Annotated in this window: 21 protein-coding genes; 12 read left to right on the forward strand and 9 right to left on the reverse strand. The window is 55.0% G+C overall.

Annotated features, from left to right (window positions below; genetic code table 11):
- The first annotated feature begins 22 nt into the window (after positions 1-22).
- Complete coding sequence (gene speB, locus BD01_RS01360; RefSeq protein WP_042689157.1) at positions 23-892, forward strand: agmatinase; 870 nt, start codon at positions 23-25, stop codon at positions 890-892.
- Here the strand turns inward: speB and BD01_RS01365 are convergent.
- From BD01_RS01365 to BD01_RS01375, 3 genes are all read right to left on the reverse strand, one after another.
- Positions 887-2,212, reverse strand: a complete 1,326-nt coding sequence (locus BD01_RS01365; protein ID WP_042689159.1) for a cation:proton antiporter — start codon at positions 2,210-2,212, stop codon at positions 887-889. The two genes, speB and BD01_RS01365, sit on opposite strands and share 6 nt — an antisense overlap.
- Positions 2,213-2,361: 149 nt before the next feature.
- Entirely contained in the window at positions 2,362-4,077 is a 1,716-nt protein-coding gene (locus BD01_RS01370; RefSeq protein WP_042689161.1) for a chloride channel protein, read from the reverse strand.
- A 5-nt stretch (positions 4,078-4,082) separates the two neighbouring features.
- Positions 4,083-4,553, reverse strand: coding sequence for a hypothetical protein (locus tag BD01_RS01375; RefSeq protein WP_042689163.1), 471 nt, complete (start codon positions 4,551-4,553; stop codon positions 4,083-4,085).
- Positions 4,554-4,643: 90 nt separating this feature from the next.
- Here BD01_RS01375 and BD01_RS01380 point away from each other — a divergent pair, with 90 nt between their 5' ends.
- The 10 genes from BD01_RS01380 (at position 4,644) to BD01_RS01425 (ending at position 14,753) form a co-directional block, all read left to right on the forward strand.
- Positions 4,644-5,909: a TIGR00375 family protein gene (locus BD01_RS01380; RefSeq protein ID WP_042689165.1), complete on the forward strand. Its 1,266-nt coding sequence runs from the start codon at positions 4,644-4,646 to the stop codon at positions 5,907-5,909.
- A 90-nt stretch (positions 5,910-5,999) separates the two neighbouring features.
- Complete coding sequence (locus BD01_RS01385) at positions 6,000-6,248, forward strand: AbrB/MazE/SpoVT family DNA-binding domain-containing protein (protein WP_206205103.1); 249 nt, start codon at positions 6,000-6,002, stop codon at positions 6,246-6,248.
- A 40-nt stretch (positions 6,249-6,288) separates the two neighbouring features.
- Positions 6,289-7,242, forward strand: a complete 954-nt coding sequence (locus BD01_RS01390; protein ID WP_042689169.1) for a thiamine-phosphate kinase — start codon at positions 6,289-6,291, stop codon at positions 7,240-7,242.
- Between the two features lie 35 nt (positions 7,243-7,277).
- Positions 7,278-8,138, forward strand: coding sequence for a lysylphosphatidylglycerol synthase transmembrane domain-containing protein (locus BD01_RS01395; RefSeq protein WP_051482145.1), 861 nt, complete (start codon positions 7,278-7,280; stop codon positions 8,136-8,138).
- Positions 8,114-9,259 carry a glycosyltransferase family 4 protein gene (locus tag BD01_RS01400; RefSeq protein WP_042689171.1) on the forward strand — a complete coding sequence of 382 codons (1,146 nt, stop codon included), beginning with the start codon at positions 8,114-8,116 and terminating at the stop codon, positions 9,257-9,259. Before BD01_RS01395 ends, BD01_RS01400 begins: the two co-directional genes overlap by 25 nt.
- Entirely contained in the window at positions 9,252-9,974 is a 723-nt protein-coding gene (locus BD01_RS01405) for a polysaccharide deacetylase family protein (protein WP_042689172.1), read from the forward strand. The genes BD01_RS01400 and BD01_RS01405 overlap by 8 nt, the downstream gene beginning before the upstream one ends.
- Positions 9,975-9,998: 24 nt before the next feature.
- Positions 9,999-11,048: an AmmeMemoRadiSam system radical SAM enzyme gene (amrS, locus tag BD01_RS01410; protein WP_042689173.1), complete on the forward strand. Its 1,050-nt coding sequence runs from the start codon at positions 9,999-10,001 to the stop codon at positions 11,046-11,048.
- A gap of 2 nt (positions 11,049-11,050) precedes the next feature.
- Positions 11,051-11,845: a hypothetical protein gene (locus BD01_RS01415; RefSeq protein WP_042689176.1), complete on the forward strand. Its 795-nt coding sequence runs from the start codon at positions 11,051-11,053 to the stop codon at positions 11,843-11,845.
- Between the two features lie 193 nt (positions 11,846-12,038).
- Positions 12,039-13,922, forward strand: coding sequence for an S-layer protein (locus BD01_RS01420; RefSeq protein ID WP_042689178.1), 1,884 nt, complete (start codon positions 12,039-12,041; stop codon positions 13,920-13,922).
- Positions 13,923-13,973: 51 nt separating this feature from the next.
- Positions 13,974-14,753, forward strand: a complete 780-nt coding sequence (locus BD01_RS01425) for a hypothetical protein (RefSeq protein ID WP_042689181.1) — start codon at positions 13,974-13,976, stop codon at positions 14,751-14,753.
- Here the strand turns inward: BD01_RS01425 and BD01_RS01430 are convergent.
- Positions 14,743-16,488 carry a radical SAM protein gene (locus BD01_RS01430; RefSeq protein WP_042689182.1) on the reverse strand — a complete coding sequence of 582 codons (1,746 nt, stop codon included), beginning with the start codon at positions 16,486-16,488 and terminating at the stop codon, positions 14,743-14,745. The two genes, BD01_RS01425 and BD01_RS01430, sit on opposite strands and share 11 nt — an antisense overlap.
- Positions 16,489-16,534: 46 nt before the next feature.
- Between BD01_RS01430 and BD01_RS01435 the strand changes: the two genes are divergently transcribed.
- On the forward strand, positions 16,535-17,068 hold the full coding sequence (locus BD01_RS01435; protein WP_156927370.1) for a ferritin family protein: 534 nt from the start codon (positions 16,535-16,537) through the stop codon (positions 17,066-17,068).
- Here the strand turns inward: BD01_RS01435 and rsmA are convergent.
- The 5 genes from rsmA to BD01_RS01460 form a co-directional block, all read right to left on the reverse strand.
- On the reverse strand, positions 17,046-17,879 hold the full coding sequence (rsmA, locus tag BD01_RS01440; protein ID WP_042689187.1) for a 16S rRNA (adenine(1518)-N(6)/adenine(1519)-N(6))-dimethyltransferase RsmA: 834 nt from the start codon (positions 17,877-17,879) through the stop codon (positions 17,046-17,048). The genes BD01_RS01435 and rsmA overlap by 23 nt on opposite strands.
- On the reverse strand, positions 17,876-18,496 hold the full coding sequence (locus tag BD01_RS01445; RefSeq protein WP_042689188.1) for a DUF655 domain-containing protein: 621 nt from the start codon (positions 18,494-18,496) through the stop codon (positions 17,876-17,878). The genes rsmA and BD01_RS01445 overlap by 4 nt, the downstream gene beginning before the upstream one ends.
- Positions 18,497-18,565: 69 nt before the next feature.
- Positions 18,566-18,934, reverse strand: coding sequence for an RNA polymerase Rpb4 family protein (locus BD01_RS01450; protein WP_042689190.1), 369 nt, complete (start codon positions 18,932-18,934; stop codon positions 18,566-18,568).
- A 2-nt stretch (positions 18,935-18,936) separates the two neighbouring features.
- Positions 18,937-19,233 carry a 50S ribosomal protein L21e gene (locus BD01_RS01455; protein ID WP_042689191.1) on the reverse strand — a complete coding sequence of 99 codons (297 nt, stop codon included), beginning with the start codon at positions 19,231-19,233 and terminating at the stop codon, positions 18,937-18,939.
- A gap of 178 nt (positions 19,234-19,411) precedes the next feature.
- Positions 19,412-20,929, reverse strand: coding sequence for a CGP-CTERM sorting domain-containing protein (locus BD01_RS01460; RefSeq protein WP_042689193.1), 1,518 nt, complete (start codon positions 20,927-20,929; stop codon positions 19,412-19,414).
- Between the last annotated feature and the right edge of the window lie 28 nt (positions 20,930-20,957).

Here is a 20,957-nt window from a genome sequence, read left to right on the forward strand (position 1 = left end):
CCAATTCCGGCCGGGTGGTGGTATGGAGTTCCTCTACACCTACGAGACCCTCAAGCTTGAGTTTCCACTCGCTGAGCCGGAGGAAGCGAGATACGTTATCCTCGGGGTTCCCTTTGACGGGACGACGAGCTACAAGGCTGGGGCGCGCTTCGGGCCGACGCTGATACGGCAGGCGACGCTGAACCTTGAGAGCTACGTACTGGACTACGACCTTGACATAGCCGAACTCCCGATAGCGGACATCGGCGACATAGCGGTCGTCGCCGGCGACCCGAGGAAAACCGCTGACAGGGTCAGGGAGACGATTGAAGAGCTCAAACGGGTGAACCCGAACGCGATACCGATACTTCTCGGCGGAGAGCACTCCCAGACGCTCGGAGCGGTTGAGGCTTTAAGACCCAAAAGCTACGTCGTCTTCGATGCCCACCTCGACCTTCGCGACTCCTACGAGGACAACCCCTACAACCACGCCTGCGTCGCCAGGAGGATAGCGGAGCTGGGCGTCAGGGAGGCAATGTTCGGAATCAGGAGCGGGACGAGGGAAGAGGTGGAATTCGCAGAGAAGGGCGGAATCCGCTGGGTTCACGCGAGGGACTACGACTTCGATTCTTTTGTCGAACTCGTTGAGCCCCTCCCGGAACCGGTTTACCTCTCTGTGGACATAGACGTCTTTGACTTGGCCATTGTCCCGACGACGGGAACGCCCGAAGCCGGCGGTCTGGGCTTCTGGGAAGTGATAGAGGCAATAGAGTGGCTGGTGGAAAACAAGAGAATAGCGGGCTTTGACATCATGGAGGTAGCCGGAGAAACGCTGGGCAATCCAACAGCTTTGACCGCCGCAAAGCTCCTCTTCTACTTCATCGGGGCAATGGAAAAAATGGGGAAGTTATGATGCCCTTGCCCTCTTCTTTTCCTGGTACTTTCTCATCCTGTCTTCCACAGTTTCCGGCTGGAGGAGCTTGCTCTTTAGGAAAGGCACCCAGATTGTCTCAGTTATCACCGACGCGAGAACCGTTATGACGGTCACCGCGAGAATCACTTCTCCCCAGTAAACCGTCAGTGTACTGCTTTGGTACTTCATTGCGAGGCTGAGTGGCAACGCTGCGAGCGCCGATGGAACCACACCCCTCGGACCCTCAAGGGCTATGAAGAGGTACTCCTTCGGCCCCCACCACTTGAGGATTGGCAGTGCCGCTATTGGCCTGGCGACGAGCATTATGAAGTATGCCACAAGGATTCCTCCCCAGAGGTTCTCGGCGAGGGGCTTGAGGTCGAGGCTGGCACCGAGGAGCACGAAGATAAAGACCGTGGCAATCGCCGCTAAACTCTCGTTGAAGTGAACTTCCTTCTCGATGGCCTTCATAACCCTGTTGAGAACCTGTGGCTTCTCCTTCTTGCTGAAGACCTTGTAGTTACCGAGGATTATTCCCGTAACTGTCGCGACGAGGTAGCCGGAAGCCTGAAGTGACTCGCCAATCATGAAGCCGCTGAAGGCTAGGAAGAGTGAGAAAATCTCAATCTCCGGGAACTCGAATATCCTGGTCTTCTTGATGAACCAGTAGCCGAAGGCGCCGACGGCGATTCCCACCGCTATCGAAACTGCAACCTCATAGAGGAAGTACATCACGGCGGCACCGTAGACGTTTATGTGGGAGCTTAGGCTCGCGAAGAGCCCTCCGCTGGCCTGGGGAACGAGCATGGCAATCGCAACCGCTGTTAGGACTATGCCGAGCGGGTCGTTGAAGATGGACTCCGTAACTATGGTTGTTTCGATGTCCTGCTTGACCCTGTACTGCCTGAACAGAGGGATGAGCGTTGCCGGGTCGGTTGCGCTTATGATGGCACCGAAGAGGAAGCCGATGAGAAACGGCGCATGGAAGACGAACGAGAAGAACCAGGCCGACAGAAGAGCCGTGATGAGGAGCCCAACCGTATCGAGGGTTGCTATCGTTGGCAGGTTTCTCTTCAACAGCTTCCAACTCAGGTTGTGTCCCTCCGTGAACAGAATCATGACCAGACCGAAGACACGGACGTAATCAAAAAGCTCGTGGGCAACGCTCCTCGGCATGAGAGCGGCTATCGGACCGAGTACCATACCCGCGATTATGAAGAGCGGGACGTATGAGATGTTGTAGCGCCTGCTTATCAGCATGGCGATTATTCCTGAACCCAGCACCGCGACAAGGACCCTTGCAATGACGTCCACTGCCATGGTATCGCCTCCTTGTTTCTTCGTTCATCGTGTCGTCATCCAGATTTTAAAGCTTTCCCCGGGCATTTTTAAGAATTAGGCCGCTCTAACGATAGAGTTTCGGAAAAAGAGCCCGGAAATTGGCTTTTATGTATAGAAGGTTGAACCACTCACCAGAGGTATATGCCCTCGATGGCGTGATAATACGCGCGGTAGATGTCTTTCTTCGTAACGACCCCGAGGAGCTTTCCGTTCTCATCCACCACCGGAAGAAGGTTCTGGTCGTTCATCAGAATCTTCTCCAGAGCGTCCTGCGCGGTTTCCCTCGGCGTTACAACCGCGAAGTTCCTCCTCATAAACCTCTCGACAGGAAGCTTTTTGATGGACGTTGATTTGCCCAGTATGTCCGGGACCCCTATTATTCCTATGACCCTGCCCTCATCGTCCACAACGGGAAGGAAATCGTGGCCGGTCGATGCTATTATGCGCTCAACTTCCATGAGGGGTCTCTTCGCGTTGATTCTAACGACCCTCGTGCTCATTATCTCGTGAACCGCTATCGTTTCAAGGATTAATGGCCTTCCAGTTTTGACTTTGATTCCCTTGCGTTCGAGTTTGATTGTGTAGATGGAGGAGCCCTTGAAGAAGGCCCTTGCCGTCAGGAACGCAACGACGGAAGTCAGGGCCACAGCCGGGGAGTAGGCGTAGGTTCCCGACATCTCGGTTATCATTATTATCTGGGTCAGAGGAGCCTGCGTGGCCGCCGCGAAGAAGCCGGCCATTCCCGCCAAGGCGTAGGCCTCGACGTTTGCCGGGACGAAGTGAGAAACTATGGTTCCGAAGGCGGAACCGAGCATCGTACCTATGAAAAGGCTCGGGGCGAAGATTCCGCCGGAAAAACCAGAGCTTATCGCCAAAAGCGTTGCTGTCATCTTCGCCAGCGCGAGAATGATTAGCGTCTCAAGGGCGAACTTTCCAAGGAGGGCGTCCTTTATGCCGCCAAATCCGATTCCAAAGATGCCATCGCGGGGCAGGAGCATTCCGATTAGGCCGATTCCCAGGGCGCCAATTAAAAGGCGAAGCTCAAAGGGATACTTTTTGGAGAACCTGTCGAAGGCGTCGGTTGCCATGTAAAGGGCCCTCGTGTAGGCGTATCCGATGAGACCGAGAACGACGCCGAGGAGGAAGTAGAAGGGAATCCCCGCGAGGACGCTTATGTTGGGATTCAGAACCGGAAAGCGAGCCGGATTGTGGAGAACCACGAGGGTTATGGCGTTGCCGATTATAGCGGATACGAATATCGGAACGAGGTTTATCGTTATCGCACCCATGTAGATGACCTCAAGGGCGAACATTGCACCTGCAAGGGGTGTGTTGAAAGTTCCCGCGATTCCAGCGGCCAGGCCGCAGGTCGTTATGAGCTTCCTCGCCTGCGGTTTTGGGAGCTTCTCCGCCAAAGCTGAATCGAGCGCGGCACCTATGAACGCGGCCGGGCCTTCACGGCCGAGCGGTGCTCCAGAACCAATGGAAATCGCAGTTGCAAGGGTTTTCAGAAAAGCGAGCCTCGCGCCAATCTTACCGCTCTTGAAGATTATGCCCTCGATGACCTCGGGGACACCGTTTCCCCGTAACTCGGGGTATTTCTTCACCATCGGCGCTATCAGGAGCGCGCCGAACACCGGGAGGAGAATGTACCCGAGGTTGACCCCGTGGAACTCGTAGGAAATCCTTGGAAGCATGGAGGTGAAAAACAGGGAGTGGATGGCCTCGATTAGCAGGCGGAAGGCCAAAGCACCAAGCCCACCAACTAAGCCCGCTATTGCGGCTATCCCGAGGAGGATTGACCATTTTCTGACGTACTTCCCGAGGTCCCACTCCCCGTTCATAGTCCTCAACCGAAGAAGGCTCCCATCATGTCCATCTGCTCGTCGCTCATGGACTTCACTTTGAACTCGGGCATCTCGGCCTTGAGCTTCTCGTACTCCTCCCCGGTTATCTCCCTGGCCTCGCCGTTCTCGACGAGGTAGAATATTCCGTAGTCCGGGTCGCGGTAGGCCACGAGGAACTTCCCGACCTCAATGTCGTCGAAGTTCACGAAGATGACGTTTCCGCCGGTATAGGGCTTCCTGCACTTGAAGGGGAAGCTGGAGGAGTTGAGCATCGCATCACCCAAGGCCTGGTTGGCCCTCTCACCGTTTATCTCGGTCCAGAAGGGCCTTCCCTCGAAGTCGCCCTCGACGACGATGAGGAACCTCTGACCGTCGAGCTCGACTATCGGGGCTCCCTTCTCCTGAAGTATCTTGAAGAGCTCACCGATTGTCTCGGCGTTTCTCAGAGAGGCAACGAATCCCTCAACCTTCATGTCTTTCACCGTTCCCAACTCCAAAATCCGGGTTATAAGCGTTTGGGAGAAGGTTTTTTAGAGGCCCCGAAAACTTTGGGTGGTGGTGAGATGTTAGTAGATGCCGACCTTCACCTTCACTCTCGCTACTCCAAAGCCGTCTCGAAGGCGATGACGATACCCAATCTGGCAGAAAACGCGCGCTTCAAGGGCCTCGGTCTCGTCGGAACGGGTGACATTCTCAACCCCCACTGGGAATCAGAGCTCCTCAGATACGCCAAGAAAGTCGATGAAGGAACTTACGAGCTCAACGGGATTCGCTTCCTTCTCACGGCGGAGGTCGAGGACAACAGGAGGGTTCACCACGTCCTGATTTTCCCGAGCATCGAGACGGTTCGCGAGATGAGGGAAATCCTTGGGAAGTACTCAAACGACATCGAGACCGAGGGTAGGCCCCACCTGAGCCTCTCCGCGGCTGAAATAGCGGATATGGCCAACGACCTCGATATTTTAATCGGCCCGGCCCACGCCTTCACCCCCTGGACGAGCCTCTACAAGGAGTATGACAGCTTGAAGGAGGCATATGGAAACGCAAGGGTTCACTTCCTCGAGCTCGGCCTCTCTGCCGACAGCGAGATGGCTGACATGATAAAGGCCCATCACGGATTAACATACCTCAGCAACAGCGATGCCCATTCGCCCATGCCCCACCGCCTTGGGCGGGAGTTCAACCGCTTTGAGGTTGAGGAGGTTACCTTTGAGGAAGTCCGGAAGGCGATTCTAAGGCGCGGCGGAAGGAGAATCGTCCTGAACGCTGGTCTCGACCCAAGGCTTGGGAAGTACCACCTGACGGCCTGCTCCCGCTGTTACGCCCAATACTCCCTCGGCGAGGCGAAGGCCTTCAAGTGGAAGTGCCCCAAGTGCGGTGGTCGGATAAAGAAGGGAGTTCGCGACAGAATACTCGAGCTGGCCGATACAAAGGAAAGACCGAAGGACAGACCGCCTTACCTGCGCCTCGCTCCCCTCGCCGAGATTATCTCAATGGTCATCGGCAAAGGGATTGAGACCAAGGCAGTTCGGCTGATATGGGAGCGCTTTTTGAGGGACTTCGGGAGCGAGATTCGGGTTCTCGTCGACGTTCCCGTTAAGGAACTTGCAAATGTCCACGAGGAGGTAGCTAAAGCCATATGGGCCTACCGCAACGGGAAGCTCATCGTTATCCCTGGCGGTGGCGGGAAGTACGGGGAGATAAAGCTCCCAGAGGAGATTAGAAAGGCGAGGGTTGAAGACCTTGAGAGCGTTGAGGTAGAAATTCCCGAGGAGACCGAGAAGCCGAGGCAGAGGAGCATAACGGACTTCCTCAAGGTTGCCCGGTGAGATTGGCAGGATTCGTGAAAAGTTGCTAAACGTGATTGGCAAGTTTGCCCGAAAGGGTAATAAGTAAGAAAGTAGGAAATTCCTACGGTGATGGGAGTGGAGGTGGTGAAGGTATCCACCAAGGGGCAGGTCGTCATACCCAAGGAAATCCGCGATGCCCTTGGGATACGGAACGGGGATTATCTTGTCGTGATAGAGAAAAACGGCTACATCGTGATGAAGAAGCTGAGCGTTGAGGACGTTTTCAAAGAGGGTGAGGAACTCGCAAAGACCCTTGAAATCACGAGGGAAGACGTAATCAGGGCCGTGAGGGAAGTGAGGTATGAGGATTCTACTTGACACAACCACTGCTTCAAAATCTTAAGCCGGGTGAGTTCAAATGAGGGAATCCGAAATCATAGACCTCTTCCTCAGGCACCTCAACCGGCAGGGTGACCTGCCACTCGGGGACGATGCCGGTGCCTTGAAGCTCGGTGAGAAGTGGCTCGTCGCGACCAACGATATGCTCGTCAGGAAAACGGACGTGCCCGATATAATGACTCCCGAGCAGGTCGGCTTCAAGGCAGTAACGATGAACGTGAGCGATATAGCTTCGATGGGGGCAAGGCCAATAGGTTTTCTCTTCTCGCTCGGGATTCCAGGGGATTTGGATTCGGACTACCTTGAGGGGATTGCGAGGGGAATCGGTGAGGCCCTCAACTTCTACGGCCTCCCTGTCCTGAGCGCCGACACCAACGAGGCCGACGACCTAATCATAGACGGTATAGCTCTGGGGCTTGCCGAGAGACCCCTCACGCGCTCTGGAGCGAGGCCGGGTGAATTGCTCTGCGTTACCGGCGACCTGGGGAGGGCTTTGGCCGGCTACCTCGTCTGGAAGAACGGGCTCGAGGTGAGCGACGCCGTCAGGAAGGTCCTCTATGAGAAGTTCCTTGAGCCAAGGGCGAGGGTTGAGGAAGGGATTGCGCTCTCAACAGTGGCCAGCTCGGCGATAGACATCAGCGACGGCCTCGCGAAGGAGCTTTACCTCCTCGCGGAGATGAGCGGTGTTGGACTCGAGGTTTATCCGGAGAGACTACCCATCGGCGAGGGCGTTGAGGAGGTGGCGGGGCTTTTGGGCCTCGACCCGGTGGAGGTCGCCCTCGCGAGCGGGGAGGAGTTCGAGCTGGTCTTCACGGTTCCACCGGACATCGTGGATAGCATTGATTTTGAGTTTTCTGTCATCGGTGTCGTCACTAATCAAAAGGGCGTTTACTCAGTGGCAAACGGGACTAAAAAATGCCTTCCTAGGCTTGGTTGGGAGCACCTGAGCCACCAGAAGGTTTATAACCGCTGACATGGAAGGACTTCCGTATGTTCAGTAGTATCAAAATGGAAGTGCTGACCGGCATTCAGCAGGTGAGATGCGCGAGTTGGCACTACTTCTTTCTCGCCATCGCCACGTATTATGCGAGTGTTCTCCTCTTCGCCCTTCGCTGGAAGTATGTTCTCAAGGGAACCGGCGTTGACGTCCCCCTGGGTGAGCTCTTCAAAGCAAACCTGGCGGGACTCTTCATGAACAACATAACTCCGATGAGCAGAGGTGGGGGTGAGCTTCTCAGGATGCTGTGGGTCTCCAAACTTCGGGGAGTCCCAATGGGAATCTCGGCCGTTACCATAATCTACGAGAGGATACTTGAGTCAATACCCGTCATGGCTATGGTAGCCGTTGGTTTTCTGTACTTCACGACTTCAGAAGCGCTGGTGTTAATGCCCCTCATGGTAGGGCTTGCCCTTATATGGATGAAGTGGGAGAGGTTCATAGAGCTCACCCTTCGTGTCTTTCGGGTAGACCTCTCAAAGGAGGAACGGGAGAGAATAGTTGCCCTTAGAAAATGCAGCAACGTCAACCTAGTTGGAATCGGGGCCAGTTCCCTCGTCTGGATTCTTGACGTTTTGAGGCTCAAACTAATCACACTGGCCTTTGGGTTGAATGTCTCCCTCCCCATCTTGGTGTTCGTGTCGGTGGTTAACCTCATACTTGGCATCGCCGCCTTCACTCCCGGCGGGATTGGAGTTGTCGAGGGTGGCTTGGTCGGAACACTCACATACTTTGGCCTTCCCCCAACACTGGCCGTTTCGGTTGTGGTACTCGAAAGGTTTATCTCCTATGTGTTGGGTAGCCTATCGGGACTGATGGTGCTCCTCACATCCGGGGGAAGGGAAGTATGGAGAGCCTTAAAATCGCGCTAGTGAGCGACTGGTACTACCCAAAGCTCGGCGGCGTCGCGGTTCACATGCACGACCTCGCGCTCTACCTGCGGGGACTTGGACACGAGGTCGCTATAATCACGAACGACCGCGAGACGGGCAAGGAGGCCGAGCTGAAGAGGGAGGGGATAGATTTAATCAAGGTTCCCGGGTACACCCTCGGGAGCGTTGGCATAAACATGAGTGTATTCTCCCACAACGCGACGAGTATGATTCCTTACATAAAGGATTACGAGGTCGTTCACGGGCAACACGCCTTCACGCCTTTGGCGCTTAAAGCCGTCTCCGCAGGGAGAAAGGCGGGAAAAGCAACCCTAATCACGACGCACAGCATTAACTACGAGAATTCCTCCGCGATACGCGCCCTTGCCAGGATGACCTTTCCCTACTTCAAATATTACCTCCGCAACCCCCACAGGATAATAGCCGTCAGCAAGGCCTCGAAAGAGTTCATAAGGCGTTTTACCCGGGTTCCGGTTGAGGTAATCCAGAACGGGGTTAACGTCGGGTTCTTTGACATTCCACTCTCAAAGGAGGAAGCCAAGGAGAAGCTGGGCCTTGGGGGGAGGGTTATCCTCTACGTGGGCAGGCTGGAACCGAGGAAGGGCGTGAGCACGCTCATCAACGCAATGAAGCACGTGAACGGAACCCTTCTGATAGCCGGCCAGGGGAGCATGCTTCCCCTCCTAAGGGAGAGGGCAAAGCTCCTCGGGGTCGCTGACAGGGTCAGGTTCCTCGGCATGGTCGAGTACTCGAAGCTCCCCGTACTGTACCGCGCGAGCGACGTCTTCGTCCTTCCGAGCCTGAGCGAGGCCTTTGGAATAGTCCTGCTCGAGGCAATGGCCAGCGGGACGCCGGTCATCGGGACGAGGGTCGGTGGAATCCCCGAGATAATAGACGGCTGCGGTCTGCTCGTCCCGCCCGGGAACGCCCGGGAGCTCGCCAACGCAATAAACCTCGTCCTCGGCAACCAGAGCGTTGAGAGACGCCTCGGCCGTCTCGGGAAGAGGAGGGTCGAGAGAGTCTACGACTGGAACGTCGTCGTGAGAAGAATAGTGGCGCTCTACCGGGAGGTCCTCGACGAGGTGGCAGAGAATGGCTAAGACGGTAATGCTGACCTTCGACGTTGAGCACGACTGTCCCCCCTTTGCGGAAACCAGAAGGGGCATGAAGGAAAGCCTCCCTCGCGTTATGGACCTCCTTGAGGAGTTTGGAATAAAAGGAACTTTCCTTTTCACAGGCAGAATCGCGGAGGAATTCCCGGAGCTGGCGGAGCGCGCTGGAAAAAAGCATGAACTCGGCTGTCACGGTCTTGAGCACGAACGCTTTGACCGGCTTTCCTTTGAGGAGGCGAAGCGCAGGCTTGAAGAGGCTAAAGAGATTCTCTCCCGCTTTTCCGAGCCGGTCTCTTTCCGCGCCCCCAACTTCCAGTTTCCGGATAGCTACTATCGCATCTTGGCCGAGCTCGGCTTTAGGGTTGACTCAACCAAGGCCCGCCACAAGGGCTGGCGCAAAGGGGTTACCGAAATCAACGGCGTTCTCGAAGTTCCCGCCACGACGACCTCCATAGTTACGCGCCTCCCGTGGAGAATGCAGGAAAGGTTTCACAGAAAGTTTGAGAGCCCAATCGTTTACATCTTCCACCCTTGGGAGTTCGTGAGGATGCCCAAGCGCTTGAGGCCAGACTGCTGGTTCGGGACCGGGGAAGGGGCGTTGGAAAAGCTCAGGAAGTTGATTGAGTTCCACCTCGATAACGGTGCGAGGTTTTTAACGCTCCGGGAGTTCTATGAGGAATACCAAAAGCTTAAACGTGGATGAACGGACTTCTTCTGGGTGAGAGTCATGAAGGAGGCCCTTTACTGGGAGCCCTTAGAGGGGGGTAAAGTTCGCTGTAAGCTCTGTCCTCTCAACTGCATCATAAACGAGGGCAAGAGGGGTTCCTGTAAGATTAGGAAGAACATCGGAGGAAAACTTTACACGCTCAACTACGGCAAGGTTTCAGCCATCGGAGCCGACCCTGTGGAGAAGAAACCGCTCTTCCACTTCTGGCCCGGCTCGTGCGCGCTCTCGATAAGCTCTGTCGGCTGTAACATGCACTGCAAGCACTGCCAGAACTGGGAGATAAGCCAAGCGGATGAAAGCTTTCCATACCTCCACGACATGACGCCCGAGATGGTCGTTGCCATAGCGAAGCGCTACGGCTGTGAGAGCATAGCCTACACCTACAACGAGCCCGTAATCTGGTACGAGTTCGTTCTCGACACGGCGAAGCTCGCGAAGAAGGAAGGAATCCACAACCTCCTCATCACCAACGGCTACATCAACGAGGAGCCTTTTAGAGAACTCGCGCCCTACATCGACGCGATGAACATCGACATCAAAGCCTTCAGCGACGAGTTCTACATGAAGATAGCCGGAGTTCCGAGCGGTGAGCCGAGCAGGAGGACGGCGGTAATAGCGAAGAAGGACTTTGGAATCCACGTCGAGTTAACGTATCTCATAATCCCGACGCTCAACGATAAGGAAGAGGAGATACGGGCATTCGCCAGATGGGTTGTCGATGAACTCGGCGACGACACGCCGGTGCACTTCTCCCGCTTCTTCCCGCACTACAAGCTCCTCCACCTTCCACCGACACCGCTCGAGACGATAGAGATGGCCTACCGCGTAGCTAAAGAAGAGGGTCTGAAGTTCGTCTACATCGGCAACGTGCCGGGTCATCCGGGTGAGCACACTTACTGCCCCAAGTGTGGAAAGCCTTTAATAGTCCGCTACGGCTTTGAGATTACCGAGTACAATATCACCGAGGACGGAAGGTGTAAGTACTGCGGTGAGAGAATCCCGATAGTTGGCACCTACAAGAAAAGGCGCTATCCGGGGATGTGGTGGTGAAAATGGATAAGATTGAGGCGATTTTTTACATCGAAGGCCTTTCCAACGACAAGAAAGCTTTGGAAAGCGCTGTAGAAAATATCGTGAAAGAGCTAAAGGGGGAGAACCTGGTCGAAGTTCTCGAAATTAACCCCGAGGATATAATGGAGGGGGAAGGGGTACTCAAGTACTCCGCAGTAATAGAGGCGAAAGTTCGGGGAACCTTTGAGGGAGTTGTCAATGCCGTCCTAAAGTACGGTCCTGCCATCGTTGAAGTTCTCGCTCCCGGTAAAATCGAACTGGACTCAAAGAGCCTCATGAAGATTCTCGGGGATGTATCCCTCGTAATGGGGAAGCTGATGAACAAATTTGGCAGTCTCGCGGCCTATCCGGACCTGAGCGAGGTTCCAGAACCTAGGATTGGGTATTCGAGGGAAGAAATTGAATCCCTAATTCTCGACGACAGGTACATCAGATATCGCCTTGTAATAGAGGTTTCCGGCAAAGACAGAGCTTCTGTTGAGGAAACCATGAAAAAGGCCCTGTCGCTGGAGGGGTGTTTGATAAACGTCATGGCACTTGAGGGCTCAGAGGAAGACGGAGAGTTCAAGGGACTCCTTGCGGTTGAGCTCTTGTCGAACTTTGAGACGCTGTTCCAGCTGGTTGGCAAGTACGCTCCTGTTGCCATCTCAATCCTTGAGCCAGAAATCATAGACGTTACCGCGGGAGAACTCCAGAACACTTTGACTGACCTTGGAGGCTTCGTTAACGAGCTCACGAGCAGACCAGTTAAAAAGGCCCTTATGTCGAACCAATGATATTATCGGCAAAAGGCGAATTTGCCATAGGCATTTAGTTAAGCTTTCTTTTATCATTTACGGCAATCGGCGAGCTTTTTTGGGCCAGTGAAAGGGTCTGAAAGCGAAAAGTATATATACCCTTTGGGCGCCAAATGACAGTGACAACACTTAGATGGGGCTTTAGCCCAACAACTTAGGGAGGTGTTGTGAAATGAAGGTGAAGAAAATCGCGGCACTTGCTGTTGGTGCCGCAATGATTGGCGCCACCATCGGCTTCGCCAGCGCCACTACCGATGTTCAGAAGATACCGAAGAGCTTCTTCGTCAAGTCTGACGGTACCCCGAACGTTAAAATCGTGGTTGGAAGCAACGCTGCTGCTATGGACGTTGCGAGCGCCGCTGACATAGCTGTCGCCCTTGGAAGCCTGCTCTACACCACCAAGCAGGTTGAGGCTCAGAACGCTTACGTTAAGGTTAAGGCTGAGTACCCGCCTGAGACCGAGGCCATGTGGACTATCTACGCTTACAACTTCACTACCATCAACGCTACCAACGACGGTAACATAACCAGCTGGGCCACCAGCTATGACGAGCTTCCGGGCACCTACTGGTGGAACGGTGCTGACTCCCCGACCGCCTACACCTACAACTACACCGAGTTCGTTGAGAACTTCAACGTTCCGGTCACCCTCACCGGCAAGGACAAGGCTGGTGACTACAGCATTGACTGGCACGTTACCATAGCCAACCCCGAGCTCAAGAGCATTGACCCGAGCAACTGGACGATGGTTGCTCCGCCGAAGAAGGCCGACATCGTCGTCGAGCCAGGCAAGCTCAGCATCCTCGTTGACTACGTCCTCTACAACTACAGCGTCACCACCACCGAGACCACCTACGAGGGCGAGCCCGAGTGGGGTGCCATCGCCAAGGAGGAGAGCGTTACCAACTACTACATCGGCGACGCTGAGGAGGTTGCCGCCAACGGCGGTACCATCGTCGATGAGGTCTTCCCGGGCGTCAGCGCTGGTATGAGCTTCACCGTCTTCGGTAAGGAGTACAACATCCTTGAGGTCGGCAACGGCACCTTCACCGCAGGTATGCTGCCCGACGACAACCCGATGTGGTACGAGGTTGGCCAGAGCAAGACCATTCCGGGAACCAACTGGGTCGTTACCGTCCTCGACATCAACCTCCAGGAGACCAGGGCCCTTGTCATAGTCAAGGACGCCGCCACCGGCGCCCAGACCGGCCAGGTCATCCTTGACAAGAACGCTCCGAAGTACTTCGTCGAGGAGGACGGCCAGGTTGAGGCCTACGACAGCCTCGCCGACGCTGGCTACAAGGCTGACCTCGTGCTCAAGCTTGAGGACACCTTCGTCGGTATCGACAACCACATCATCGCGAGCATCTACGCCGAGTACGACATCCAGACCCTCGGTCCGGTCTTCCACCCGGCCGACGGATGGAACGCTACCGTCAACACCGCCCTCAAGGACGGCACCTGGTACATAACCAACATCACCCTCGTCAACGACAAGACCCTCGAGGGCAACCCGATTGACGTCTTCGGCGTCTACGACCTCAAGTACAAGTACGAGGAGAAGGCCTACGACAAGTACTACAACCCGGCCACCGGTGAGTTCGTCGCTGCTCCTGAGGGCAAGCAGTACATAGTCGCCTACGCCTACATCTGCCTCAAGGAGAAGGAGGGCAAGGTCGTCGAGAAGGAGCTCAAGGTCGGCGACCAGATTCCGGACAGCGACTACACCATCGAGGGCATCTACGCCACCGCTACCACCGTTGAGCCCAAGCCGGTCACCGAGCCGATTGTCTACATGGACTACGAGATTAACGTCAACGACCCAGGAAGCAACCTCATCCTCGTCGGCGGTCCGGTTGCCAACAGCGTTACCAAGTACCTCGTCGAGCACAACGTCAGCAAGGTTGACTGGTACAACAGCGCTGGCGACGTTGAGTACCTCCAGGACGCCCTTGGTGGCTACGACGTCGTCATCGTTGCTGGTGCCACCAGGAACGAGACCAGGGTTGCCGCCGAGAAGCTCATGAAGCACATCGCTGAGCTCGCGAAGGAGTGAACTCCTTCCCCTCTTTTATCTTCGCTTCTTATTCCCTGGGAGGTCTTCTGAATGAACAAAAAGACAGTTGCTCTAATCATTGTACTGCTAGTTGTTCTGGCGCCAGTTTCCTACGTTCTCTATAGCTACTCAAAGTTCTCCAATGTCATTAACCCTGGAAATCCCAAGGGCGAATCTCACTACGTGGTTTTGTACTCTGGCGGTCAGTTCTACATCATGAATCCAGCTCAGTACAGTCAGGTTCAGAAGTCTCTTCCTCCCGGTTCAAAGGCCTTTAACATAACACTCAAAAGTTACATAACGGGCAGTCCAGAGGTTGACCTGAACCTTACGCTGAGAGGTCTCTATGATAGGTTTGTGATAGTCTTAGGGAGTCCTGATGTTCAAGAGTGCAAGACTAATCCCAATCTTTACCCTGGAAGTTGCCAGTTCAGGACGGCCGCTGTTACTGAGATTTCCGCACTAGTGTCGAGCATATTTTCAATGAACTACTATCTGCTCGCGAAGTCCAAGGGCTATGACAATGCCAGCGCAAAGGAATACGCCTACGAACAGACCCAGCTGAGACACGATGTGGCCTACCTAAGCTTCTGGACAAAGTTCGAGATAGGTAGGGGAGCCCTCGGAAACGAAAAAGTGCTAACGGTCCTCCTCATCGGGCCAGCTGAAGGCGCGAAGTGCAATTGCGTTTACATCCCCCGCAAGGGTCTTCTCGTTATCGAGGGGACAACGGACGAAACCCTTCGCGCGGAGATAGTTCTCATTGAGAACATCATAGGGTTCCAGTGGCCCGAGGGCAAAAACCCAGAGATAGTCTCGGCTACAGGCTGATTTTTCCCTCAAGGATTTCCCTTTTATCCTCTCCAACAGCCCTGAAGAACTCATCCTCGTCCTTGAAGGGTCTCTTTGCGAGGATTCTGGTTGCGGTCTTCTTTCCGATTCCAGGGATGAGCTGCAGAACCTTCGGACTCTCGCGGTTCACGTTTATCGGAAGGGGAACTCCCGTTATGCTCCTGAAGCCGTGGTCAACTATGAGAACGTCGTAGAAGCGGTTGAGGGGAACTTCCTTGGGAATCCCTACGATGAGAGGGTAGCTTCCTATCTGCCTTCCGTAGGTCAGGCCATTGTCGAAAACCTCTGTCCGAACGTCCCTCAGCACAGTTCCAACGGGGACAACCCTCTTGAGCATCGGCAGGTCAATCTCGTGCCTTATCTTGTGCCGGTAGTGCTGAATCAGCCGCTTGTGCTTTTCAGTCCTGACCTTGTTCCGCATATGCCACAGGGGCGTTCCCGGGAAAACCACTACCTGCCTTATGTTTATCCTCCTCACCATCAGCCCGTCGTCAAGGAGCCTCTTAAGGAACTGGAAGGTTATCTCGTAGCTTTTCTTCGTCTCGCCCGGCAGGCCGAAGATGATGTTTATCCCCGGCAGAAGCCAGGGCATCCCGTTGTAGCCCCTCCTCGCGCCGACCTCGTTGAGAATCTTCACTGCCTCGTAGGTTTCTTCGGCGGTCGCGTTCAGATTGTTCAACTTGGCAACCTTGGGGTCGGCGCTCTCAAGGCCGAAGGCAACGACGTTGCCCGGCGTCCCGTACTTTATGAGCGCCTTTGCAATCCTAACGCTCTCCTCAGGATAGTTGGCTATGACTGCTGGATTCGCGTTGTCCACGTGGAGCGTTTTAACGTCCGGCGCGGCCGCGCGGATTCCGGCGAAGAGCCTCTCTATTGCATCGGGATTGGGAACCGGAACGCGTCCGTTCGGCCTCGCCATGTAGGAGAATATGCAGCTCTGTCTTCCAACCCTGAAGTGCCTCACACCGAGGTTGTAGAGGGCTTTTACTTCCGCAACAACATCCTCAATCGGCCTGTCCTCAACTTTCCTGTATCTCACCGGCTCGGTGCAGAAGGAACAGCCCCCAATACCCATCGCCTTTGGACAGCCCCGCTGGGTTTCAATCTCCACGATGACGAAGTCGGGATAATCTGGAAACTGCTTCACGACCTCCGCCCCAATAATTGCATAATCGCGTAATTCGTTATAGTTTCTGAACCTGAGAGGGTCTGCGTCCTTCGGATTGGTTAGATAATCGAAGAGAAAAGCCTCCAGGTCCCCGTAGACGACGTGGTCAAACACGCTCTCGGCCAGCTGGAGCTCCCTGCTCGTGATTTTAACGCCTCCCATCGAGGCCGAACCCATAAAAGCTGGCCCGCCAAGGATTTTGGTCGCCTTCACGTCCCTCAGGAACCGTGCCACCTCTTCAACGCTTCCAGGGACGGCTGAGAGGTATTTTCCGGGTGTGTGCAGACCACCAATGTAAACTACCAAATCGGCCTTCTCCAGAATCTCTCTGGTCTTTGGAAAGTTGGGGGTCTTGTTCCTCGTCTCTATCCCCCTCTCACCGAGGAAGGTCGCGCGCAGGTCGTCAATCGTCAGGTAGAATACCTGGGCGTCCTTTCGGGCCTTCTTTATCGCGCCGTAGGCGTATCTGGGGTAGATTCCAAGGTAGGGTGGAACGCCGAGACCCGCCGGCTCATCGGTGTAGCCGTCTATCAGCACTATCCACATGTCCCGCCGTACGCGATGGGTTTTAAAAACCAATCGGCCAACAGTGATGGGGGTAATCATGGAAGGGGGAGCCGTTCCCGACTGGGTTGATGAAGTGCTGAAGGAGCTTTCGAGGCTCGGTCCAAAGGAAATTCTCTCGCATATAATCGCGCAGGAGCTCAAGAGGGCCGAGCTCTACTATGAGCTTTACGAGATGAGCGGCGAGGTAACCTGGGACCAGAGGGTGCCGAGGCTTTTCAAGCACCTTTATGAGAACTCCCTCAAACGGGCAGAAGGCTACGTTAATCTCTTCCGCGAGCTTTTTCCGGGGGAATCTCCGGAACCGCCCAAGGTTGACACACCCGGCCCCAAAATTTTAAAGGACAGGCTCTGGAGGCTGGTCTACTCCGGCAACGTCGGCGAAATAGTAGAGTACCTGATTCAGCTTGAAGACCTCTCTGACAGAATCCTGACGAGGCTTGAGGGACTCCTCTCGGAGGACGCTAAGGAGGCCCTTTCCCGGGCAAGGGCGCTTGAAAACACGAACCGAGAACTGTTGAGGGAGCTCTACCGCGAGCTCACGGGTGAAGAGCCCCTATAATCCCCTCATCCCTCAGGCGCTCTTCAATCTCCTTGACTTCAGCCGGGCCGAGCTGGAAGACTCTCTTGCCCGAGTGGGGGACGGAGTTCAGCAGGTTTCTCACCTCTTTGAGCTTTCTCTTGTCAACTCCGAGCATGTGGGCCGACTTCTTGAGGGCCGAAGCGACCGTGCTCCTTCTGTGCTGGAAAAGGGCCTTGACGAGGTTTTCGTCGAGCTCTATACGCTCGTCCCTCGGTTTTGGCTCGATTACGACGACGGCCGAATCAACCTTCGGTCTCGGCCAGAAGGCGCCCTTGCCAATCCTCTCGACGAGCTCGACGTTGGCCTTCGCCTGAACCATCAGCGAAAGGCGTGAGTAGTTCTTATCTCCCGGCCTCGCGACCATCCTCTCGGCGAACTCAAGCTGGTAAATCAAAACCGCCCGCTCGAACTCGTGCTTTAGGAGCTTGAATGTCACCGGCGAGGAAATCTGATACGGCAGATTGGAAACCATCTTGTTGAATTCCGGCCACTCGACCTTAACTGCATCCCCCTCGATGAGCTCAACGTTTGGCCAGGCATACTCCTTCCTCAGAATCTCTATTATCCGCCTGTCCTTCTCGATGGCGTAGACTTTTCCCGCCCTCTCGGCGAGCTCCTTTGTGAGAACGCCCAGACCGGGCCCTATTTCGAGAACGACATCGCGTTCGCTCAGCTCTGCCCTCTCGACGTTCCTCTCGATGATGTCGGGCACTATCAGAAAGTTCTGGCCGAGGTCGCGGTTGGGTCTGAGGTTGTACTTGTAAATAAGGGAGAAGAGCTCGTCCCTCATCCCCTGAAAATCCTCCTGTGGCCGACGAAGAGCTTGTAGCGGTCCTTGTCCTGGAGCTCATCAACGATTCTCTTGGCTATCATCTTGACCGGGTCGGGGAGGCCCTTAACGCGCTTTCTCAGGTCCTCAAAGCTCTTGAAGGGCTCCCTCTGCCTCTCTTCAATGATTTCCCACATGTGCTTCTTTCCTATGCCCGGCAGGAGCTCGAGGCTGTGGAGCCTGTTGGTTATCGGAGGGGCAACGTTGAAGAACTGGATGAAGCGTTCTTCATTGTTCTTAACAATCTCCTCTACGACGTAGGGGAGTTCCGCTTTGGCCGTGTCGGTCAGGTCGTTGTAGGTTATCTTCTTGTTGATGAGGAGGATTTTATCACGGTTCCCCTTGCCGATGAAAACCCTCTCGTAGAGCATTAGGTCCTCTTTGGGCGTTACCTCAAGGAGCGTGAAGGCCTTCTCACCGAGCACCTGGGCAACTGGCTTCCCGCTTCGCCTGCCGGTCGAGATATCGAGGTAACCCTCGGGAAGGTAGTCGAGCACGTAAGCGTACTCCTCATATTCAAGGTTTCGCCTCTTCTTCTCGAGGCTTTCACGGTAAGAATGTCTCCTGTACCTGTCCATTCTCTCTCCCCCAGAACTTATTTTGGCCCGGAGTTTTTATACTTTCCTCACGCTAAGAAAAGGAGAAAATCAGTCGAGGGGCCGGTACTCATCAACGAGCTTGACTATCTCCTCGGCCTCCTCGGGCGAGGGCATGTAGTCCTCCTTCGCGAAGATGACCCTGATGTCGAGGTAGTCCTCGGGGAGGATGTCCACTATCTTCGAGGCTATTCTGTCGTCAATCCAGTCAAAGAGCTCCATGAGCTTCTCTTTGAGCTCCTTCGCCTTCTCTGGGCTGAGCTTGGCGAACTTCTCGGCATGCTCAAGGCTAACCCTTGCCTCGTAGAACATCGGCTCCTCGGGATTCTCCTCCATGCCCTCTTCTTTCCTGCGCTCGAGGAGCTCCCTGGTCTCGGCTATCGTGAGGTAGCGCTCCCCGAGCTTTTTACGACCTATCATGCTCATCCCTTCTGTGGCCTGAGGTGAACCGGGTGTATGAAGAAGGTCTTAACCTTACCCCCGTCCCTTATCTGGACGATGTAAGCATCGCCGCGCTTGCCGACGACGGTTCCGGTCCTTCCGTGGAACCTCGGGTCGGGCATGCCCTTGTGGTAGCTCGGCTCTATGACGATGTGAACCCTCTGCCCGACCTCAAACTCCTGAAGGAACCTGGTGAGCGGGGGAAGACCCCTCTTTCTCGGCTTCTTGCTGAGCTTACCCCTGGTCTTCCTCCTAAAGCTGTGCGCCTTCTGAACCATTTCCACCACCTCTCAACTTTTACGGGCCCCAACGGGCAAACTCGGATTTACGACACGGGATTTTTCAAGGGGGAACGCTTTTCGCTCCGTTTAGACTTAGGACTAACCCCCTGGGAATCACTAAAACCTACAAGGGCCCCTTTATAAATCTTTCACTCAAAAGGTGGAAAAAGGAAAGTCATCCGCGCCTCCGCAGTGCAACGAGAAGCGAAAGTAGAAGGATGATTCCCGGCCCGCAGATGCTCCCTTCGGAGGATTCCTCTGTTGTGAATACCTTGACAGGAACTCCCTGTGTTTTCTCGATGGTTACCGGTTCCTCCACTGTCTTCACGTCGAGTTCTCCCTTTGTGGCCACTGGTCCGGGAGTTAGTTCAACGTCCACAGGCATTACGTTGACCCTGAAGCCGTACGTTCCAATGACGGGGCCCTCTGGTTTTGATTGCAGGTTGGACAGTATTGCAAAGCCCCGGAAGTGCAGCACCGCTCCTGAGGCGGTTGTTTCCCTCCAGATGGCTATGAAGGAATTCCCGTTTGCGCTCACTCCCACGGGCTCTGACAAGAACTCAGGCAGGGTCGTTTTTTCCCATGGCATTCCATTGGAGACCGCGACAAAGCTACCAACCACTATTCCCATCGTGTCGGTTTTTATGACCGCGTAGGTGGTGTTAAGGCCATCGTTGCAGGCCAGCCTGAACGCCTCAACGACAGTTGGCTGGAAAAGGAGGTAGTTTCCTGAAACGGTCAGCGCCGGTGCCGGTTCCGTTGAAGATGTTCTCGTGCTCAGGACGGTGACGTTTTCACTTTTTTCAGTGCAGGTTTTCTCAGGAATCAGGATGTACAGCTTGGCCCAGATGGTGGAGTTCCCGACGATTGCCCCAAGAACCGTCCCGTTTGAGGAACCTCCGAGAAAGTAGACTGTATTCCCCAGCGAGAGCGCCGATTTTATGAAGAACCCCTTGAGCGAACTCGTCACCTTCCACGTTCCAACTGGGTTGCCCTCTTTATCGAGCCTCAGGTAGTACCAGTTCCTCTCATCGTGCAGTATCAGGTAGTATCCGTCCCCAACCTTTCCAATCGCCGTGCTGTAAAGTTCTCCGGGGCCGTGAGGTATCCTGTACTCCCTGGCCCAGAGGAGTTTCCCGTTTCCGTCGAGTGCCAGGACGACCGGAACCGTGACCTGCTCGTTCCCCCTGAAGCTGTCAACGTGGGTCGCGATGAGTATCTCATTTCCCGCCTGAACAGCGTCGTCAACGGTCATTATCCAGCCCGGGCTCACGTTGAGCAGGTAATCCTTGGACCACAGGAGTTTTCCGTCCCTGTCGAGTTTAATCACCCAGATGTCTGTGTGATTTCCCTCGTCGCTCTGCCCGATGAGAAGGATTGAGCCGTTGGCGGTTGCCCTGAAAATTCTCGGTGAGGGGTGCAACGGGGCACCTTTTACGTTCTCGCCCCACTTAAGCGAGCCGTTGGGGTAGAAGTCCCCAACCCAGGCCCCCGGAACCACTGGCGTTCCATTGGAGGTCATGTTGAACGGAACAACAACCACGAAGCCTCCATCTCCATCGCTTCCTACACCCGCTATCACCTCTGGATACGTTGCCATACCTTCTGGCGGCGCAAGTATGACCGCAGAACCGCTGACAAGGCCAATCGTAAGCAATGCAACAAACACAGCTGGGGGAACCCTCCAAGACATATCTACCACCAAATCCAACTTTGCAGAG

Origin of the sequence: Thermococcus nautili, from assembly GCF_000585495.1 — an archaeon.
In the GTDB taxonomy this organism is placed as follows: Archaea; Methanobacteriota_B; Thermococci; order Thermococcales; family Thermococcaceae; genus Thermococcus; species Thermococcus nautili.

What these genes read in the sequence shown, in the direction of transcription:
- speB (WP_042689157.1), top strand. Translation starts at nt 23, where the DNA reads ATGGAGTTCCTCTACACCTACGAGACCCTCAAGCTTGAGTTTCCACTC.
- BD01_RS01365 (WP_042689159.1), bottom strand. Translation starts at nt 2,212, where the DNA reads ATGGCAGTGGACGTCATTGCAAGGGTCCTTGTCGCGGTGCTGGGTTCA.
- BD01_RS01370 (WP_042689161.1), bottom strand. Translation starts at nt 4,077, where the DNA reads ATGAACGGGGAGTGGGACCTCGGGAAGTACGTCAGAAAATGGTCAATC.
- BD01_RS01375 (WP_042689163.1), bottom strand. Translation starts at nt 4,553, where the DNA reads ATGAAGGTTGAGGGATTCGTTGCCTCTCTGAGAAACGCCGAGACAATC.
- BD01_RS01380 (WP_042689165.1), top strand. Translation starts at nt 4,644, where the DNA reads ATGTTAGTAGATGCCGACCTTCACCTTCACTCTCGCTACTCCAAAGCC.
- BD01_RS01385 (WP_206205103.1), top strand. Translation starts at nt 6,000, where the DNA reads ATGGGAGTGGAGGTGGTGAAGGTATCCACCAAGGGGCAGGTCGTCATA.
- BD01_RS01390 (WP_042689169.1), top strand. Translation starts at nt 6,289, where the DNA reads ATGAGGGAATCCGAAATCATAGACCTCTTCCTCAGGCACCTCAACCGG.
- BD01_RS01395 (WP_051482145.1), top strand. Translation starts at nt 7,278, where the DNA reads ATGGAAGTGCTGACCGGCATTCAGCAGGTGAGATGCGCGAGTTGGCAC.
- BD01_RS01400 (WP_042689171.1), top strand. Translation starts at nt 8,114, where the DNA reads ATGGAGAGCCTTAAAATCGCGCTAGTGAGCGACTGGTACTACCCAAAG.
- BD01_RS01405 (WP_042689172.1), top strand. Translation starts at nt 9,252, where the DNA reads ATGGCTAAGACGGTAATGCTGACCTTCGACGTTGAGCACGACTGTCCC.
- amrS (WP_042689173.1), top strand. Translation starts at nt 9,999, where the DNA reads ATGAAGGAGGCCCTTTACTGGGAGCCCTTAGAGGGGGGTAAAGTTCGC.
- BD01_RS01415 (WP_042689176.1), top strand. Translation starts at nt 11,051, where the DNA reads ATGGATAAGATTGAGGCGATTTTTTACATCGAAGGCCTTTCCAACGAC.
- BD01_RS01420 (WP_042689178.1), top strand. Translation starts at nt 12,039, where the DNA reads ATGAAGGTGAAGAAAATCGCGGCACTTGCTGTTGGTGCCGCAATGATT.
- BD01_RS01425 (WP_042689181.1), top strand. Translation starts at nt 13,974, where the DNA reads ATGAACAAAAAGACAGTTGCTCTAATCATTGTACTGCTAGTTGTTCTG.
- BD01_RS01430 (WP_042689182.1), bottom strand. Translation starts at nt 16,488, where the DNA reads ATGTGGATAGTGCTGATAGACGGCTACACCGATGAGCCGGCGGGTCTC.
- BD01_RS01435 (WP_156927370.1), top strand. Translation starts at nt 16,535, where the DNA reads ATGGGGGTAATCATGGAAGGGGGAGCCGTTCCCGACTGGGTTGATGAA.
- rsmA (WP_042689187.1), bottom strand. Translation starts at nt 17,879, where the DNA reads ATGAGGGACGAGCTCTTCTCCCTTATTTACAAGTACAACCTCAGACCC.
- BD01_RS01445 (WP_042689188.1), bottom strand. Translation starts at nt 18,496, where the DNA reads ATGGACAGGTACAGGAGACATTCTTACCGTGAAAGCCTCGAGAAGAAG.
- BD01_RS01450 (WP_042689190.1), bottom strand. Translation starts at nt 18,934, where the DNA reads ATGATAGGTCGTAAAAAGCTCGGGGAGCGCTACCTCACGATAGCCGAG.
- BD01_RS01455 (WP_042689191.1), bottom strand. Translation starts at nt 19,233, where the DNA reads ATGGTTCAGAAGGCGCACAGCTTTAGGAGGAAGACCAGGGGTAAGCTC.
- BD01_RS01460 (WP_042689193.1), bottom strand. Translation starts at nt 20,929, where the DNA reads ATGTCTTGGAGGGTTCCCCCAGCTGTGTTTGTTGCATTGCTTACGATT.